This window comes from Pseudonocardia lacus (genome assembly GCF_018531445.1).
In the GTDB taxonomy this organism is placed as follows: domain Bacteria; phylum Actinomycetota; class Actinomycetes; order Mycobacteriales; family Pseudonocardiaceae; genus Pseudonocardia; species Pseudonocardia lacus.
Genome location: NZ_JAHDTH010000010.1, coordinates 53939 through 71094 on the forward strand (window position 1 = coordinate 53939; position 17156 = coordinate 71094).

At 74.8% G+C, this 17156-nt stretch carries 12 protein-coding genes and 2 pseudogenes; 3 read left to right on the forward strand and 11 right to left on the reverse strand.

Going from position 1 to position 17156, the window contains the following annotated elements:
- Positions 1-219: 219 nt before the first annotated feature.
- The 3 genes from KIK08_RS03960 to KIK08_RS03970 all read right to left on the reverse strand — a co-directional run bounded on the left by KIK08_RS03960 (position 220) and on the right by KIK08_RS03970 (position 3931).
- Positions 220-1506 (reverse strand): acyl-CoA dehydrogenase family protein, encoded by a 1287-nt coding sequence (locus KIK08_RS03960; RefSeq protein WP_308257376.1) that lies wholly within the window; start codon positions 1504-1506, stop codon positions 220-222.
- 72 nt (positions 1507-1578) lie between these two features.
- Complete coding sequence (locus KIK08_RS03965) at positions 1579-2460, reverse strand: alpha/beta fold hydrolase (RefSeq protein ID WP_214401589.1); 882 nt, start codon at positions 2458-2460, stop codon at positions 1579-1581.
- Positions 2461-2485: 25 nt separating this feature from the next.
- On the reverse strand, positions 2486-3931 hold the full coding sequence (locus KIK08_RS03970) for a protein adenylyltransferase SelO (protein WP_214401590.1): 1446 nt from the start codon (positions 3929-3931) through the stop codon (positions 2486-2488).
- Between the two features lie 146 nt (positions 3932-4077).
- On the opposite strand from KIK08_RS03970, the gene KIK08_RS03975 reads away from it, so the two are divergent.
- Together KIK08_RS03975 and KIK08_RS03980 are read left to right on the forward strand one after the other, a co-directional pair.
- Positions 4078-6228 carry a WD40 repeat domain-containing protein gene (locus KIK08_RS03975; RefSeq protein ID WP_214401591.1) on the forward strand — a complete coding sequence of 717 codons (2151 nt, stop codon included), beginning with the start codon at positions 4078-4080 and terminating at the stop codon, positions 6226-6228.
- A gap of 25 nt (positions 6229-6253) precedes the next feature.
- The gene (locus KIK08_RS03980) at positions 6254-7474 is read left to right on the forward strand and encodes a trans-sulfuration enzyme family protein (protein ID WP_214401592.1); all 1221 of its coding nucleotides are present in this window, start codon (positions 6254-6256) and stop codon (positions 7472-7474) included.
- On the opposite strand, the gene KIK08_RS03985 is transcribed toward KIK08_RS03980, so the two are convergent.
- From KIK08_RS03985 to KIK08_RS42205, 4 genes and pseudogenes are all read right to left on the reverse strand, one after another.
- The gene (locus tag KIK08_RS03985) at positions 7461-8138 is read right to left on the reverse strand and encodes an FGGY-family carbohydrate kinase (RefSeq protein ID WP_214401593.1); all 678 of its coding nucleotides are present in this window, start codon (positions 8136-8138) and stop codon (positions 7461-7463) included. The genes KIK08_RS03980 and KIK08_RS03985 overlap by 14 nt on opposite strands.
- 115 nt (positions 8139-8253) lie before the next feature.
- Positions 8254-8961 (reverse strand): annotated as a pseudogene (locus KIK08_RS42200) (FGGY family carbohydrate kinase); the annotation flags it as partial.
- Between the two features lie 39 nt (positions 8962-9000).
- Positions 9001-9135: a hypothetical protein gene (locus KIK08_RS40845; protein ID WP_256446101.1), complete on the reverse strand. Its 135-nt coding sequence runs from the start codon at positions 9133-9135 to the stop codon at positions 9001-9003.
- 162 nt (positions 9136-9297) lie between these two features.
- Positions 9298-9822 (reverse strand): annotated as a pseudogene (locus KIK08_RS42205) (hypothetical protein); the annotation flags it as partial.
- Between KIK08_RS42205 and KIK08_RS41485 the strand changes: the two are divergent.
- Positions 9717-10103 (forward strand): hypothetical protein, encoded by a 387-nt coding sequence (locus tag KIK08_RS41485; RefSeq protein ID WP_308257377.1) that lies wholly within the window; start codon positions 9717-9719, stop codon positions 10101-10103. The pseudogene KIK08_RS42205 and the gene KIK08_RS41485 overlap by 106 nt on opposite strands.
- Before the next feature lie 22 nt (positions 10104-10125).
- Here KIK08_RS41485 and ppdK read toward each other — a convergent pair whose 3' ends face one another.
- The 4 genes from ppdK to KIK08_RS04020 form a co-directional block, all read right to left on the reverse strand.
- Positions 10126-12816: a pyruvate, phosphate dikinase gene (gene ppdK / locus KIK08_RS03995; RefSeq protein ID WP_214401595.1), complete on the reverse strand. Its 2691-nt coding sequence runs from the start codon at positions 12814-12816 to the stop codon at positions 10126-10128.
- Between the two features lie 185 nt (positions 12817-13001).
- Complete coding sequence (locus KIK08_RS04000) at positions 13002-13571, reverse strand: DoxX family membrane protein (protein WP_214401596.1); 570 nt, start codon at positions 13569-13571, stop codon at positions 13002-13004.
- Positions 13572-13780: 209 nt separating this feature from the next.
- The gene (locus KIK08_RS39520; RefSeq protein WP_308257378.1) at positions 13781-15934 is read right to left on the reverse strand and encodes an HAD-IC family P-type ATPase; all 2154 of its coding nucleotides are present in this window, start codon (positions 15932-15934) and stop codon (positions 13781-13783) included.
- Positions 15935-16144: 210 nt separating this feature from the next.
- The gene (locus tag KIK08_RS04020) at positions 16145-16711 is read right to left on the reverse strand and encodes a DoxX family membrane protein (protein WP_214401599.1); all 567 of its coding nucleotides are present in this window, start codon (positions 16709-16711) and stop codon (positions 16145-16147) included.
- Positions 16712-17156: the final 445 nt, after the last annotated feature.

Below are 17156 nucleotides of genomic sequence, written 5' to 3' on the forward strand. Positions count from 1 at the left end.
CCTCCTCCGGCGTGCCCGGCACGGCCGTCGATGACGGACCGTCCGCGCACAGTGCTGCGGTCGGGCGGTGGGTGGGTGTCGCGGGACGAGGGCCGAGTGGCTCCTCCGTGACATGCCCGGCGGCGACCGTCGAAGGTCGTTGTCACCCACCGCACTGGGTCGACCGCGGCCGGACGAACGGCGTCCGTGCGGGTCGACCCCCGCGAGCTTAGCGCAGGCTCACGCGAACGCGCTGATCCCGGTGATCGCCCGCCCGACGATCAGCGACTGCACCGAGTCGGTGCCCTCGTAGGTGTAGACGGCCTCGATGTCGGCGTGGTGGCGGGCGACGTGGTGGTCGAGCAGGATCCCGTTGCCGCCCAGCACGTCGCGGGCCATCGCGCACACCCGGCGGGCCGCCGAGGCGGTGGCCAGCTTGGTCAGCGCCGCGTGCTCCAGCGCGGCCCGGCCCTGCTCCTGCAGCTGCGACATCCGCACGCACATGGTCTGCATGCCGGTGATGTCGGCGAGCATGTGCGAGAGCTTGTCCTGCACGAGCTGGAAGGCGGCCAGCGGGCGGCCGAACTGCTCGCGGCGCAGGGCGTAGGTGACCGCGGCGTCGTAGGCGGCCACGGCGTGCCCGAGCGCCTCCCAGGCCACGGTCTGGCGCGACTTGGCCAGCACCCGGTTGGTGTCGGCGAAGCTGCGGGCCAGTTCGAGGCGGCAGTCGCCGTCGACGCGCACGCCGTCGAGCTCGATCTGGGCCTGCCAGACCGCCCGGTTCGCGGTCTTGCCGGTGATCCGGCGGGCCGCGTACCCGGGCACCGGATCGCCCGCGCCGTCGGCGTGGTCCACGACGAACGCCCCGACCTGCCCGTCGTCGTCGCGGGCCCACACGACCACGACGTCGGCGACGGTGCCGTTGCCGATCCAGCGCTTGCGGCCGTGCAGGGTCCAGGAGCCGTCGGGCTCGCGGTGCGCGCGGGTGTCGAGGCGCACGACGTCGGAGCCGTGCTCGGGCTCGGTGAGCGCGAACGCCCCGATCCGACGCACCGCGGCCATGTCGGGCAGCCAGCGCTGTCGCTGCTCGGCCGAGCCGAGCAGCCCGATGGTGGTCATCGCCAGCCCGGAGTGGACGCCGTGGAAGGTCGAGACGCTGCCGTCGCCGCGCGCGAACTCGGCGGTGACCATGCCCTCGGCCAGCGGCGACAGGCCCGGGCAGCCGTCGCCGTCCAGGGCCCCGCCGGCCACCCCGAGCGCGGCGTAGGCGGGCAGCAGCGGCGCCGGGAACTCCGCGCGCTCCCAGTAGTCGTTGGCCACCGGGGCCACGACCTCGTCGCTGAACTCCCGGACCCGGCGCAGCACCTCCCGCTCCCGGGCGTCGAGGTGCTCCTCGACGTGGAAGAAGTCGGTGCCCCGGGACCGGGCGAGGTCGTCGCCGGGCACCGGGGTCACCTCGGTCTCGGCGGGGGCGGGGTGGGGGTTCTCCCCGGTGGGCGGGGCGGAGACGGTGGTCGGGTCGGTCACTGCTGCCTCCGGTCGACACGTGGGTGCGCCGAGCAGATCACGACGGCGCCCGTCCGGCACCCCGAGCGGGGCTCAGGCGCCCAGCAGCGTGACCAGGACGTCGCGGGACCGGGTCCACAGCAGCGAGCCCCCCTCCTCGGGCAGCAGGTGCAGGCGGCCGCGCGGGAAGCGCTCGGCGAGGGTGCGGCCGTGGTCGGGGGAGTGCACGGTGCTGGTGTCGAGGGCGCCGTACCAGAGGTCGACGGGCACCGCGATCCCCTCGGGTGGCACCGGCCATGGCCCGAGGGCCAGCACCAGGTCCCGGGCGTAGCCGGCGGGTCCCTGGGCGAAGCCCTCGGCCAGGGCGGTGCGGTAGGCCGGCGCGAAGTCGGCGCCGGCGTAGCGGGCGGCGTCGACGGGGCCGCTGGTGGAGACGGTGAGGTCCCACAGCAGGTCCGGTCCGGCCCACCGCGGCACTTCCCGCTCGAACTCCGCCGGGTCGTCGGCGACCGCGTCGACCATCGCGCGGACCTCGGGCACCAGGTGCTCGCGCATCGCCGCCAGGTCGTCCTGCCCGGACACCAGCGCGGCCGCCCGGACGGTGCCGGCCCCGGCGAGGGCGGCGGCGAAGACCGCGCCCTGGGAGAAGCCGACCACGCGGACGTCGCTGGTGTCGGCGCCGCGCCCGGCGCCGACATCGGCGACGAGGTGCGCGACGTCGTCGCACCAGTCGGTCAGGGTGCGGCCGGGCCGGGGTGAGGAGCGGCCCAGCCCGGGGCGGTCGATGCCGACCAGCCGGACGCCGAGGTCGTGCAGGTCGTCGGTGCCGAAGCCGAGCGAGCCGCTGCTGCCCGCGCCGGGGCAGTACAGGACGGTCCGGCCGGTCTCCGGCCCCCAGGAGGTCCAGGCCAGGACCCGCCCGTCGGGGAGGGTGGTCGCGGCGGGGGTGCCGGGGGTGGGGGAAGAGCCGTTCACCACCGGATCTTCCCCCGCGGTGGGGTCAGGTGCCGCAGTAGGTGACGTGCGGCGGGCAGCCCGCCGGCGCCGGCTCGGCGTAGCGCTGCAGGCCCGGCCGCTCGTCGAAGGGGCGGGCCAGCACGTCGAGCAGCTGCCGGAACGAGGTCGTGTCGCCCGCGGTCGCCTCGGTGAGCGCCTGCTCGACGAGGTGGTTGCGCGGGACGTAGACGGGGTTCACCCGGTCCATCGCCGCGGCCACGGCGGCCCGGTCGGCCGGCAGCAGCGCCTCGCGGCGGGCGGCCCACGCGTCGAACGGCTCGGGCTCGGCGAACAGCGACCGCGCGGTGCCGGCCGACAGCGCCCGGAAGAACGTGGTGAAGTCGACGCGCTGGGCGCGCATCAGCTCCAGCAGGTCGGTCACCAGGTCCGGGTCCGGCTCGGCGAGCCCGAGCTTGGCGGCGCTGCCCCGCGCCCAGTGCCGCCGGTAGGTCTCGGCGAACCCGCTCAGGACCGCCGTCGCGGCCTCGACCGCCGCGTCGGCGTCGGCGTCGATCAGCGGCAGCAGCGCCTCGCCGAGCCGGGCGAGGTTCCACTGCACGATGCCGGGCTGGTTGCCGTAGGCGTAGCGGCCGGCGTGGTCGATGGAGCTGAACACGGTGGCCGGGTCGAAGGCGTCCATGTACGCGCAGGGCCCGTAGTCGATGGTCTCGCCGGAGATCGTGGTGTTGTCGGTGTTCAGCACGCCGTGCACGAAGCCGACCAGCATCCACCGCGAGACGAGCTCGGCCTGGGCGTCGACGACGTGGCGGTACAGCCGCAGGTACCGGTCGGGCCCGTCGCCCGCCGCGGGGTGGTGGCGGGCGATGGCGTGGTCGGCGAGGGCCCGCAGGACGTCCAGGTCGCCCGAGGCGGCGGCGTACTGGAACGTGCCGACGCGCAGGTGGCTCGCGGCGACGCGGCAGAGCACCGCACCGGGCAGCGGACCCTCCTCGCGCAGCACCTCCTCGCCGGTGGCGACGACCGACAGGGCCCGCGTCGTCGGGATCCCCAGCGCGTGGTTGGCCTCGCCCATCAGGTACTCGCGCAGCATCGGCCCCACCGCCGCCCTGCCGTCGCCGCCGCGGGCGAACGGCGTGCGGCCGGACCCCTTGAGGTGCAGGTCGCGGCGCCGGCCCGCGGTGTCGGTCACCTCGCCGAGCAGCAGCGCCCGCCCGTCGCCCAGGCGCGGCACGTAGCCGCCGAACTGGTGCCCGGCGTAGGCCTGCGCCACCGGGACGACCCCGTCGGGCAGGCCGTGGCCGGTCAGCAGCGCCACGCCCGCCGGTTCGCGCAGCGCGGCCGGGTCGACCCCCAGCTCCGCGGCCAACCCCTCGTTGAGCACCAGCAGCTCCGGGTGCGGCGCGGGCGCGGCCGACCACGGCACCGACAGGGCCGGCACGTCGCGGGCGTAGGTGTCGTCGAAGTCGAACAGCATCCGCGCGACGGTCATCCCCCGAGGCTACGTCCGGCCGGCGCCTCGTCGCACGACGAGCGGCGGGCCCCCGGGTTCCGGAGGGACCGACTCCGTAGGGTGACGGCAGGGTCGCCCCGGATCATCCGGGTCGGCGACGTCGGGTCTCGGGGGGAGCACCGATCGTGACGGCCGAGGACGCTGGGCGAGCCAGGACGCAACGGGCCGACGTGGGCTGGACGGCGCTGGTGCTGGCGGTGGCCGTGGTGGTGATCGCCGTGGTGGTCTCGGTGGGCAACGCGGTCGAGGCCGCCCGCCAGCGCGACGAGGCACTGGCCCGGCTGGCGGCGTCGCAGTCCGACGAGCTCTTCGCGCTCGACCCGCAGCGGGCGGTGCTGCTCGCGCTGGCCGGGGCCGCTGTCGCGGACACCGACCAGGGCCGCGACGCGCTGGTCCGGGCGGCCGAGAACCAGCAGCAGGTGCTGGGCTACCTCGACGCCCACGCCGACCGCGTCGAGGACGTGGCCTTCGCGCCGGCGGGCGACCTGCTGGCGACCGCGGGCGCCGACGGCGTCGTGCGGCTGTGGGGGATGCCCGGCCGCAGCCCGGCGGGGGAGCTGGTCGGGGCCGTCGACGGCGACATCGCGTTCAGCCCCGACGGCCGCACGCTGTACGCCGTCGGCGCGAGCGAGGTCGCGGTGTGGGACGTGCCCGGCCGGACCAGGCGGGCCGTGCTCGCCTCCGGGCACATCCCGCGCAGCCTCGCGGTCAGCCCGGACGGCGGGCTGGTCGCCCAGGGCGGCCGCGGTGGCGAGGTGGTGGTGTGGGAGAGCGTCGCGGGCCGGCAGCGCTTCCTGCTGCCCGGGATCGGCGGTGCGGTCTCCGCCCTCGCGTTCAGCCCCGACGGGCGCCTGCTGCTGGCCGGCGCCGCCGACGGCTCGATCACCCTGTGGGACGCGGCCACCGGGGCCACCGTGGACGTCTGGGACGGGTTCGCGCCCGGAAGCACGTCGATCGCGTTCAGCCCGGACGGCACGGTCGCGGCCTACAGCGGGGTCGAGGCCGGCTCGGTCGAGGTGCGCCAGGTCCACGACGGCCTGGTCCTGGCCACCGTGCCCGGCTACGGCACCGGCATCGACGGCCTGCGGTTCCTCGACGACCAGGTCCTGATGGCGACCACCAGCGACGGCGCGCTGCTGAGCGTCGACCTGGTCACCGGGGAGCAGCAGGAGGTCGTCGGCCCGCTGGCGGACGTCACCGCCGTCGCCGTCAGCCAGGACCTGCGCACGGTCGCGTCCGGCTCGCACGACGGCGCGGTCGCGGTGTGGGACCCGGCCCGTCCCGGCGCCACCCCGGTCGGCGCCGCGCTGGGCGAGGTGCTGACGATGGCGGTGCACCCGGGCGGCGACCTGGTCGCGACGGGCGACGGCACGGGCACCACCGTGCTGCGCGACGTGCGCCCCGCAGCGCCGCAGCCCGACCAGGTGCTGCCCGGCGAGGGCCAGGTCAACGGGGTGGCGTTCACCCGCGACGGGTCCCTGCTGGCCGTCGCGAACAGCACGGGCGCCACGGTGCTGTGGCGCCTCGGCGCGGCCTACCCGCAACAGCAGGCGGTCCTGCGCTCGGACGTGAGCGCGGTGGCGGCCGCGTTCTCGCCGGACGGCGCGACGCTGGCCGTCGGGCTGTTCGACGGTCGGGTCGAGCTGTGGGACGTCGCTTCCGCGACCCGCGTCGGCGCCCTGCAGGACCAGGCGCTGCCGGGGGGCGTGGCGGTCGCGTTCAGCCCGGACGGGCGCACGCTCGCCGCCGCCTCGGTCGACGGCGTCGGCCTGTGGGACGTCGCGGCGCGCACCCGGATCCGGAGCCTGGGCGGCTCGATCGGGCTCGGCACGACCGGGCTGGCGTTCAGCCCGGACGGCACTCGGCTCGCCCAGGCCGGCAAGGACGGGCGCGTCGCGCTGTGGACGCTCGACGCCGCGGGCGGCGACGGCTTCGCGGTGCTGCCCGGGCACCGCGAGCGGGTCACCGGGGTGGCGTTCAGCCCGGACGGGCGCACCCTCGCCTCGGGTGACACGGCCGGCACCATCGTGCTGTCGGACACCACGACGCTGGCCCAGCGCGCGGTGCTGGGCTGGACCCTGATCACCGGGGTCGGGTTCCGGGCCGGCGGCACGGGCCTGGTCGCCACGACCTACACCGGCGAGGTCCTGCGCTGGGACCTGGACGTGCCCGCGCTGCGCGAGCGGCTGTGCGGGATCGTCGGGCGCGACCTGGACCCGGCCGAGTGGGCGCGGTACCTGCCCGACCGCCCGCAGGAGCCGGTCTGCCCGCGCTGACCGGTGCGCGCCCTAGCGTGGCGGCATGACCGCTCGACCTGACAAGCACGACCCGTCCTCGCTCGCGTTCGCCTCCCGGGCCGTGCACGCCGGCAACCGGGTCGACGGGGGCAGCGGCGCGATCCGCACGCCGCTGGTGATGGCGAACTCCTACGCCCTGCCGGCCGACCCGTCGCAGATGAGCTGGTCGGGCACCGACGTCCCGCTCTACACGCGCAACTCCGGCGCCACCCAGCTCGCGCTGCAGGAGAAGCTGGCCGCGCTCGACGGCGGCGCGGACGCGGTGGCGCTGGCGAGCGGGGTCGCGGCGCTGCACGCGGTGTTCTTCACCTTCGTCGGCGCCGGCGAGCACGTCGTCGTCTCCGACGTCACCTACGAGGCCACCTGGCGGCTGTTCGCCGAGCTGCTGCCGAAGAAGTACGGCGTCGAGGTCAGCTTCGTCGACTCCGCGGACCCCGCGGCGGTCGCGGGGGCGATGCGGGCGAACACCCGGCTCGTGCACGTCGAGACGATCGCGAACCCGACCACGAAGGTCACCGACATCGCGGCCGTCGCCGCCGTGGCGCACCGGGGCGGGGCGCTGCTGTCGGTGGACTCCACGTTCACCCCGCCGCCGCTGTACCGGCCGCTGGCCGACGGCGCGGACCTGGTCGTGCACTCGCTCACGAAGTACGTCAACGGCCACGGCGACGCCATGGGCGGCGCGGTCGTCGGCGCCCGCGACCTCGTCGCGCGGATCAAATCGGAGGCGATGGTCGACGTCGGCGGGGTCATCTCGCCGTTCAACGCGTGGCTGATCCTGCGCGGCTCGGTCACCCTGCCGCTGCGGCTGCGCCAGCACCTGGCCACCGCGCAGCGGCTGGCCGAGCTCCTCGACCGCGACCCCCGGACCGCGTTCGTGACCTACCCCGGCCTGCCCTCGCACCCCCAGCACGAGCTGTCCGCCCGGCAGTTCGGCGGGCGCGGCCACGGCGCGGTCATCTCCTTCGCCGTCGACGGCGACCCCGACGCCCAGAACCGGTTCGTCGCCGCGCTGCGCGTGATCACCTCGGCGGTCTCGCTCGGCCACGACGAGTCCCTCATCGTGCACGTCGGCACGTCCGGCCCGCGCGTCGCGGCCTACCCGCCGCAGTTCCGCCGCTACGGCCACCTGCGCTTCTCCGTCGGGCTGGAGGACCCCGACGACCTCGCCGCCGACCTGCTGGCCGCGCTCGACCTGGCCATCGGCCCGGTCAGGGCGCGATGACCGCCCGGTAGAGCCGCTCGAACCGCTCGGCCCGGTCGTGGTAGTGCTCGCGGTGGGCCGGCACCGGGTGCAGCGCCGGCCCGGTCGGGACGGGCGCGCGGTCGGTGTCCGGCGCCAGGACCTCCAGCGCGTGCAGGGCGGTGCCGTGCAGCGTCGCCCGCTTCATGGTCACCGGTTCCACCGGCGTGCCCAGCGCGTCGGCCAGCACCTGCAGCCAGCCCGGCAGGTCCTGGGTGACCCGGCCGCTGGCCACGGTGCGCCGCGGGTCGGCCGCGGTCGCGCGCAGCTGCTCGGCGATCCGCGCGTAGGACAGCGCGACGCCCTCCATCGCGCCGCGGAACAGCTGGGCGCCGGTGGTGGCTGCGGCGGCGCCGGCGATGACGGCCCGGGCGTCGGCGGCCCAGCCGGTGGAGCGCTCGCCGGACAGGTAGGGCAGCACCAGCGGGGTGGCGGGGTCGGGGGCGGCGCCCATCGCCTCGTCGAGGTCGGCGTCGCCCAGCCGCACGGTCTCGCCCAGCCAGCTCAGCACCCGTCCGACGTCGTTCAGCGCCCCACCGAGCAGGGACCGGCGGGAGTCGACCCGGTAGCACCACAGCCCCGACGGGATCCGCTCCGGGATGTCGGTGACCAGCACGCGGATCGCCCCGCTGGTGGCCGCGGACACCGCGGCCGTGGTCGCGTCGCCCGCCCCGGCGCCGAGGTTGCTGGCGAAACCGTCGGAGATGGGCGCGAACCAGCGGGCGCCGGCCAGCGCCGGCCAGCGCCGGCCAGCGCCGCGCCACCTCGGCGTCGACGTCGGTGAGCGGGTGGTCCGGGTCGCGCACCTCGCAGAGCCGGTCGGGCGCGATCCCGGCGGCGTCCAGCATGACCGGGTCCCACGCGCCGGTCCGCCGGTCGAGGAGCCCGCTCCACGCCGCGGTGGCGGTGCCGGCCGCGGTCGTCCCGAGCAGCCGCAGCCAGGCGTACTCACCCAGGGACATCCAGCGCCGGACCCCGGAGAACAGGTCGGGGTCGGTCTCGCGCAGCCAGCGCAGCCGGGCGGGCAGGTAGCTGCTGTGCAGGCGCACCCCGGTGCGCTGCTGCACCTCGTCCTCGTCGAGCTCGGCGCGCAGCGCGACCACCTGCGCGCCGCACCGCGAGTCGGCGTAGGTGTAGCAGGGGGTGGCGGCGCGCCCGTCGGCGCCCACGCCGACCAGCGACGACGCGAACGTGTCGAGGGCGACCCCGGTGATCCGGCCGCGCGGCGCTTCGCCGGCCAGCTTGGCGATGATCTCCGCGAGCTCGTCGACGACCTGGTCCGGGTCGATCTCGCTGGCGCCCTCGCCGCTCGTGCGGAACTCGTGGGCGACCTTGCGCCGCCCGCCGTCGACCGGCCGGCCCGCGGCGTCGTAGACGTCGCCGCGGCTGGCCGTCGAGCCGACGTCCAGCGCCAGGACGAGCGGGTCGAGCGCCTCGTCCAGCCCGACCCGTCCCAGGCTCCCGCTCATCGGACCCCTCTCACGACGCCACCCGCGGACCGTCGCCGGCTACCGGGCGCGGCGGCGGACGGTCCGGTCGAGGATTCCCGGCGTGGCCTTCAGCGACGCCTCGGAGATGATCGGGAAGATGCCGCGCTCGCGCCACCGCTGGGAGATCTCCGACCAGTCGTAGTACTGGGTCACAAGTGCAGTTGACCAGCGTATATGAAGATCAGATACCTCGCTGTGGCACATCTGTGGCGCATCTGTGGCACGCGGGGAGTGCGGTTGAGCGCTGAGTCGGTCGAAGGCGGCGTCGATGACGGTCCTGGTGCGGTTCGTGCTGTCGGGCATGAGGTGGGTGTGGGTGCGCAGGGTGAAGGCGGGGTCGGCGTGCCCGAGGCGCTCGCTCACGACCTTGATCGACTCGCCGCCGTCGAGGAGGACGCTGGCGTAGAGGTGGCGCAGCGCGTGGCAGCCGTTGGCGCGGGTGGTGGGGATGCCGGTCGCGATCAGGGCCGGCTTCCAGACCCGCCAGTTGAAGTAGCTCCGGTTGATGGGGGTGCGGGACCGGGTGGTGATGAGGAGGTCTTCGGTGATCGAGTCGCCGTCGGGGAGATCCCACGGGAGTGTGACCTCTCGGGCGGGGAACTGCTCGAGTCGGGGACGGTCGAGGCGCCCGAGGCCCGGACGAGCTCGTCGAGGCCGTTGCCGATCCCGCGGGCCAGCACCTCCACGTCGCCCGCGGTGTCGTAGTCGCCGGTCAGCCGGGGCTACGGGAGCTCGTGCTGCAGACGTACGGCTCGGGCAACAGTCCGACGGACCGCTGGTTCCTCGACGGGCTGCGCCGGGCGGCCGATGGTGGCCAGCACGTGATCGGGCACCCGCCAGGTGCTGAAGGCGCGCCGAACCTCGGTGGCCGCGCCCTCGGCCGCCAGCGCGACCCGCAGGTGATGCAGGGCGGAGCCGCAGCTCAGCAGGAGATCGCAGCCCTCGGGGTCGGTGGCCGGCAGCCATTACAGGCGGCCGCCCGCAGATGCACGGTCCGCTCGTCGAACGCTAACCGCCAGGGCTGGGTGTTGTGCAGTGACGGCGCCCTGGTGGCAAGGACGACCGCGGTGCTCACCAGCGCTCGATCGATCGTCGCGTTGATGGTGCCGTGGTCACGGTGATCCTCCTCGATGATCGGGCCGCTCAGCCGATCGCGGCCCGGCCCGCCTCCAGCCGTGCGACCGGCACCCGGAACGGCGAGCAGGACACGTAGTCCAGGTCCTGGTCGTGGAAGAAGTGGATGGAGGCGGGGTCGCCGCCGTGCTCGCCGCAGATCCCGATGTGCAGGTCGGGTCGGACGGTGCGGCCCTCGCCCACTGCGATCCGGATCAACCGCCCGACGCCCTCGGCGTCGATCGTCTCGAACGGCGAGGTCGGGAAGATGCCCAGGTCGAGGTAGCGGGAGAAGAAGGCGCCCTCGACGTCGTCGCGGGAGAAGCCCCACGTGGTCTGGGTGAGGTCGTTGGTGCCGAAGGAGAAGAAGCGCGCGTGCTGCGCGATCCGCCCGGCGGTCAGCGCCGCCCGCGGCAGCTCGATCATCGTGCCGATCGGCGCGTCCAGCGCGACGCCGGTGCGGGCGGCCTCCTCGGCGAGCACCGCGGAGATCTCCTCGACGATCGAGTCCAGCTCCTGCACCGCGCCGACCAGCGGCACCATGATCTCGGGCCGGGCGTCGACGCCCTCGGCGCGCAGCTCGGCGGTGGCCCGGGCGATCGCCCGGACCTGCATACCGAACAGCCCGGGGATCGCCAGGCCCAGGCGCACGCCGCGCAGCCCGAGCATCGGGTTCTGCTCGTGCAGCCTGCGCACCGCGCTCAGCAGGGCCCGGTCGCGCTCCAGCGTGGCGCGCTCGGCGGGCTCGGCGCGCTGCTCGGCCAGCGCGACCCGGACCGTCAGGTCGGTGAGGTCGGGCAGGAACTCGTGCAGCGGTGGGTCGAGCAGCCGGATGGTGACCGGGCGCCCGGCCATCGCGCGCAGGATCATCACGAAGTCGTCGCGCTGCTCGGGCAGCAGCACCGCCAGTGCCGACTCCCGCTCCGCGTCGGAGTCGGCCAGCACCAGCCGCTCGACCTGCTCGCGCCGCGCGCCCAGGAACATGTGCTCGGTGCGGCACAGGCCGACGCCCTCGGCGCCGAAGCGGCGGGCGCGGGCCGCGTCCTGGCCGGTGTCGGCGTTGGCGCGCACGCCGAGGCGGCGGCGGGAGTCGGCGTGCGCGAGCAGCCGGTGCACGGCGCGCACCAGCTCGTCGGAGTCGGGCCCCTCCGGGTGCAGCTCGCCGTCGAAGTAGCGCACGACCGGTGAGGCGACGACCGGTACCTCGCCGAGGAACACCTCGCCGGTGGTGCCGTCGATGGACAGCAGTTCGCCCTCGACCACGGTGACGCCGCCGGGTGCGAGCATCCTCCGGCCGGCCAGGTCGACCTCCAGGTCCTCGGCCCCGCACACGCAGGTCCGGCCCAGTCCGCGGGCGACCACCGCGGCGTGGCTGGTGCGCCCGCCGCGGCTGGTGAGCACGCCCTGGGCGGCGATGATTCCGGCCAGGTCGTCCGGGTTGGTCTCGCGCCGCACGAGGATCACGCGCTCGCCCGCTGCGGCCCGGGCGACGGCGGTCGCGCTGTCGAACACCGCGGCGCCGGTGGCCGCGCCGGGGGAGGCGTTCATCCCGGTGGCCAGGGTCTTGGGCGCGGCGTCGGCGTCGAAGCGCGGGAACATCAGCTGGGCCAGCTGCGCGCCGGTGACCCTGCGCAGAGCTTCGTCGGCGTCGATCAGGCCGTCGTCGAGGAGCTGGCAGGCGATGACGAACGCGGCGGCCGCGGTGCGCTTGCCGACGCGGGTCTGCAGCATCCAGAGCCGGCCGTGCTCGATGGTGAACTCGATGTCGCACAGGTCGCGGTAGTGCCGTTCCAGCGTTGCCATGTTCTGCAGCAGGGCGCGGTAGCTGGTCGGGTCGAGCCGCTCCAGCTCGGCCAGCGGCAGGGTGTTGCGGATGCCGGCCACCACGTCCTCGCCCTGGGCGTTGGCCAGGTAGTCGCCGTAGACGCCCGGCTCACCGGTGGCCGGGTCGCGGGTGAACGCGACCCCGCTACCGGAGTCGGCTCCCCGGTTGCCGTACACCATGACCTGCACGTTCACTGCGGTGCCCAGGTCGGTGGGGATGTGTTCCTGGCGGCGGTAGGTGATCGCGCGCGGTGCGTTCCAGGAGTCGAAGACCGCGCGCACGGCCATCTCCAGCTGCCGGCGGGGGTCCTGCGGGAACTCGGCGCCGCTGCGCCGGGCCACGACGGCCTTGTAGGTGTCGACCAGCGCGCGCAGGTCGGCCGCGCCGAGCCCGAGGTCGTCGGTGGTTCCCCTGGCCCGCTTCGCCGCGTCGAGGGCGTCGTCGAAGTCCTCGTCGGCGATCCCGAGGACCGTCGTCCCGAACATCTGCACCAGCCGGCGGTAGGAGTCCCAGGCGAAGCGCTCGTCGCCGGACACCCGGGCCAAGCCCCGCACCGAGTCGTCGTTGAGGCCGATGTCCAGGACGGTCTCCATCATCCCCGGCATGGAGAACTTCGCCCCGGACCGCACCGACACCAGCAGCGGGTCGGCGGGATCGCCGAGCCGGCGGCCCATCACCCGCTCCAGCTCCGCGAGGTGCTCGTCGATCTGCCCGGCCAGCTCGGGTGGTTGCGTGCCGGTGCTCAGGTAGACCCGGCACGCCTCGGTCGTGATGGTGAACCCGGGCGGGACCGGCAGCCCCAGGTTGGTCATCTCGGCGAGGTTGGCGCCCTTCCCGCCGAGCAGGTCCTTGAGGTCCTTGCCGCCCTCGGCGAACGCCCAGACGTAGCTCGACATGTTCGTGCCTCCTCGTCGTCGCCCACCGGGTCCCGGGGCTCCTACCTCGATGCTCGTCGTGCGCGATGGCCCGGGGGAGGGGCCCTAGGACACGGATCAGGTGGCGGAAGACCCGGTCCGTCAGGCACCCCTGGACGCGACAGTGCCCACGTCCCGGACGGGACGTGGGCACCGGTGCGGACCGGTCAGATCAGCCACTGCTGGCGCTGGACGAGGGGCAGGGCGGCCCACTGCTTGCCCAGGCCCCAGGTGTTGCCGGCGTAGGTCACCGCGGCGACGATCAGCGCGATGGCGTAGATGATGTGGTAGTCGATCAGCGGGTTGGTCGACATGCTGGGCTCGCCCGCGGCAGTGAAGCGGTCGAGGGGGAACTCGGCCAGCCACATGAGCAGCATCATGACGGTGCCGGCGACGGCGCTGACCCGCAGGCCGATGCCGAGGGTGACGGCGATGCCGACCCCGGCCAGGCCGAGCATGAACAGCCAGTTGGCCCACCAGGCGCCGGCGATGGCCTGGAACGCGGTGTCGAAGGGTCCGACTTCGACGCCGCCGAGGAAGCCCTTGGTGGGGGATCCGCCGTTGATCCAGGCCCGCTCGGCGGCGGTGGCGTAGCCCAGGCCGAACAGCTTGTCGAGGAAGGCCCAGAGGAAGACGAGGCCGGTGGTGATGCGCAGCACCGCCAGGGCCCTGGCCGCTGTGGTGCCGGCCGCGAGGGTGGTCGCGTGGTCCGCCTGGGTCGTGTGTCGGACGCTCATGGCTCCTTCTTCCCTGTGTTCTCGTTGCCTGCACCAGAACACTCCCTCGCGGACCGGTCCGGTCGCGTCTGCACAACTGCCCGTCCTGACCGGGTCGAAGGTCATCGCGATCGGCTCCCCCGGCGGGACCATCGGCACCTCGAACCGCGGCGAGCGGCGGTCTCAGCGGTGGCGGTCGCGGGCTGCGCCGGCCACGCCGGCCGCGGCCATCACGATGCCGACGGTGAGCAGGACCAGCGGGACCGCCACGTCCCACCCGATCGCCAGCACTCCGAGCGCCTCCAGCAACAGGGCCGTCCCGGCAAGCACGGCGGCCAGTCCCGCACCGAGGACGGCTGCCGCGTGGACGGGCGCCGGTGCGTGGGCGCTGTCATTCGGGGACATGGTCGACCTCCACCTGCCCGGCTCCGACGTCGATCAGCACGCCCGCCGCGCCGGGCGCGGTGGGCTCCTGCGACCACTGCAGGTCCACGCCCTCGCGGACGACCAGACCGTCCACCAGGACGGTGCCGGCGACCACGCGCACGTCGACCTCGACCGGGCTGTCGACCGGCACCCGCACGACGACCTCGCCCCGCCCCGACCGCCACGCGGGCGGTCCCGGCCGGTCGCGGCTGCCTGGTGAGGTCGACGACGACCGTGCCCGCGGCCATCTGCACCGGCGTCGGCCAGCCGTCGCGCGCCGCGACGATGCTGCGGTCACCTACCGGGCCGGCGTACCGGTCGACCCCGACGGCGGCCGCGACGGCCAGCACCAGCGCGATCACCCCCAGTACGACCAGGTCGGCCCGGCCGGTGCCGCCGCCCAGGCTGGCCAGCAGGGCCAACCCGATGACGATCAGCGCGATCGCCGGGGCCAGCCGCCACGGCACGGTCCAGCCCAGTCCGTCCAGCAGGGACGCCACGCCGACGGCGACCACGAGCAGGCCGAAGACCACCCGTCCCCAGTGCGGCCCGCGCGGCCGCGCGGGGCGCTCCGGAGCTGTGCCGTCGGGACGCGCGGCTCGATCACGGTGCTCATGAGCTGAACGGCACGGTGGCCTCGTGGATCCAGCCGTCCGGGTGGACGCCGGCCTTGCCCGCGACCACCAGCATCGCCCCTCGGTGGGGTCGCCCGCGACCGTCGGTCGGCCCTCGTGGATGGCCAGGGCGGCGTCGGTGCAGGCCGCTCCGGCCAGCAGCGACCAGCGCAGCGCCTGGTCGGCGTCGGGGTCGGCCCGTTCGCCGTCCGCCGTCCGGATCTCGCCGTCGATGGCGTACCCCACACCGGTGATGTCGTAGTGGGCGTGCGGGGTCCAGACGGCCGTGACGGTCATCTGGTTCTCGGTGAGCGTGCCGGTCTTGTCCGTGCAGATGACCGTCGTGCTGCCGAGGGTCTCCACGGCGGGCAGGCGGCGGATCACCGCGCCGCGGCGGGCCATCCGGCCCACACCGATGGCCAGCGTGATGGTGACCGCGGCCGGGAGCCCCTCGGGGATGGCGCCCACGGCCACTGCCACCGCGGCGGTGAACATCTGCGCCACGCCCTCCCCGCGGCCCAGGCCGACGGCGAAGCTCAGCGCGGCGAGCCCGAGGATGGCCACGGTGAGCACCCGGCTGAACTTGGCGATCTTGCGGGTCAGCGGGGTGGTGACCGGGTCGACCCGGCCGACCAGCCGGTGGATCTGGCCGAGCTCGGTGCCCGTTCCGGTGGCCACCACGACGCCCACGCCGGAGCCGGTGGTGACCAGCGTGCCGGAGTAGAGCATATTCCGCCGGTCGGCGACCGGGGTCGACACCGGCACCACGTCCTCGTCCTTGGCCGCAGGCTCGGACTCCCCGGTCAGCGCCGACTCGTCGGCGCGCAGCGCGGCGTGGCGGACGAGCCGCAGGTCGGCCGGGACCTTGTCGCCGGCCTCGACCAGCACGACGTCGCCGGGCACCAGGTCCTCGGACGGGACGCGTCGCGGCCGGCCGTCGCGGACCACCTCCGCCTCGGTGCGCACCATCGACCGCAGCGCGTCGAGTGCGGCCTCCGCCCTGGCCTCCTGGACGTAGCCGATGACGGTGTTGACCAGGACGACACCGAAGATCACCGCTGCGTCCACCGGCTCGCCGAGCACCAGGCTGACCACCCCGGCCGCCAGCAGGATGACCACCAGCGAGGAGTTGAGCTGGCGCAGCAGCCGCACAAGTGGGTTGACCCCGCCCGTCGCCGGCAGCGCGTTCGGCCCGAACGTGCCGAGTCGCTCCCGCGCCTCGGCACCGGACAGGCCCCGGTCGGGGTGGCTCTGCAGCAGCAGCACGACCTCGTGGGCGGGCAGGCCGTGGTGCTCGTGGTTCCGGGCGCGGGTCAGGTCCGCGTCCGGAGCGTTGGTGTCCACGTGCCCAGCGCACCCCACCGCCGGCCGCGGCGGCAGGGCGTTCGGTCCCGATCGGTGGGGTCGGGCGGCCGTCCTGGGTGCGGCCGGGTGAACCACCACCGGCACCGTCGGACCGGGGCGCGCCGGTCCCGGGGCACGCGGAAGGGCCCGCGCCGGTGCGGCGCGGGCCTTGGTGGATGAACCGCGGTGGGCGGATCGGGTGACCGGTGGTCAGATGAGCCAGTGCTGGCGCTGCACGATCGGCAGGTCCGCCCACTTGCGGCCCAGGCCCCAGGTGTTGCCGGCGTAGGTGAGGGCGACGGTGATGAGGGCGAGGGCGTAGATGATGTGGTAGTCGATGATGGGGTTGGTCGACATGGTGGGCTCGCCCGCGGTGGTGAAGCGGTCGAGGGGGAACTCGGCCAGCCACATGAGCAGCATCATGGTGGTGCCGGCGATGGCGCTGATGCGTAGGCCGATGCCGAGGGTGACGGCGATGCCCACGCCGGCGAGGCCGAGCATGAACAGCCAGTTGGCCCACCAGGTGCCGGCGATGGTCTGGAACGTGGTGTCGAAGGGGCCGACTTCGACGCCGCTGAGGAAGCCCTTGGTGGGGGATCCGCCGTTGATCCAGGCCCGCTCGGCCGGGGTGGCGTAGCCCAGCCCGACCAGCTTGTCGAGGAAGGCCCAGAGGAAGACGAGGCCGGTGGTGATGCGCAGCACCGCCAGCGCCTTCGCCGGTGCCGTCGCCTGAGCCACGGTCGCGGTCTCGTGCCGGGGGGTGTGTCGGGTGCTCATCGCTCCTCCTCGTCCGGTTTCCTTGCACGACGAGCCTCCCTCCGGAGGGTGCGCGGCCGCGCCTGCGCAACAGCCCCTCCACCCCGGGCCGAACGTCACCCGTGATCGCGGGTCGGGCAGAGCCGATCGGCACTGCCTGATCGAGACCTGCGCCCGTTCGGGCGGGCGGCCCGTCCGGTGCGGCCTGCTGTCGATCACGAGCCGACCGGGGAGGACGGGTATGAACGCAGGGCTGTGGCACCAGCCGGGGCAGCGCGGCCCCAGCCGGCGCAGGCGACGGCGTCGTCGTGCGCTTCCGCCGCGCCGTCAGTCCTGCTCGTCGGGCAGCGTGCGGGCCATCAGGTCCAGCAGGTCGACGACGCGCTGGGCGTAGCCCCACTCGTTGTCGTACCAGCCGAAGACCTTGGCGGTGTCGCCGAGGACGCGGGTCAGGCCGAGGTCGACC

Bases quoted from the DNA above. Each gene is read 5' to 3' on its own strand.
- KIK08_RS03980 (WP_214401592.1), top strand. From the start codon at position 6,254: ATGACCGCTCGACCTGACAAGCACGACCCGTCCTCGCTCGCGTTCGCC.
- ppdK (WP_214401595.1), bottom strand. From the start codon at position 12,816: ATGTCGAGCTACGTCTGGGCGTTCGCCGAGGGCGGCAAGGACCTCAAG.
- KIK08_RS04000 (WP_214401596.1), bottom strand. From the start codon at position 13,571: ATGAGCGTCCGACACACGACCCAGGCGGACCACGCGACCACCCTCGCG.
- KIK08_RS03970 (WP_214401590.1), bottom strand. From the start codon at position 3,931: ATGACCGTCGCGCGGATGCTGTTCGACTTCGACGACACCTACGCCCGC.
- KIK08_RS04020 (WP_214401599.1), bottom strand. From the start codon at position 16,711: ATGAGCACCCGACACACCCCCCGGCACGAGACCGCGACCGTGGCTCAG.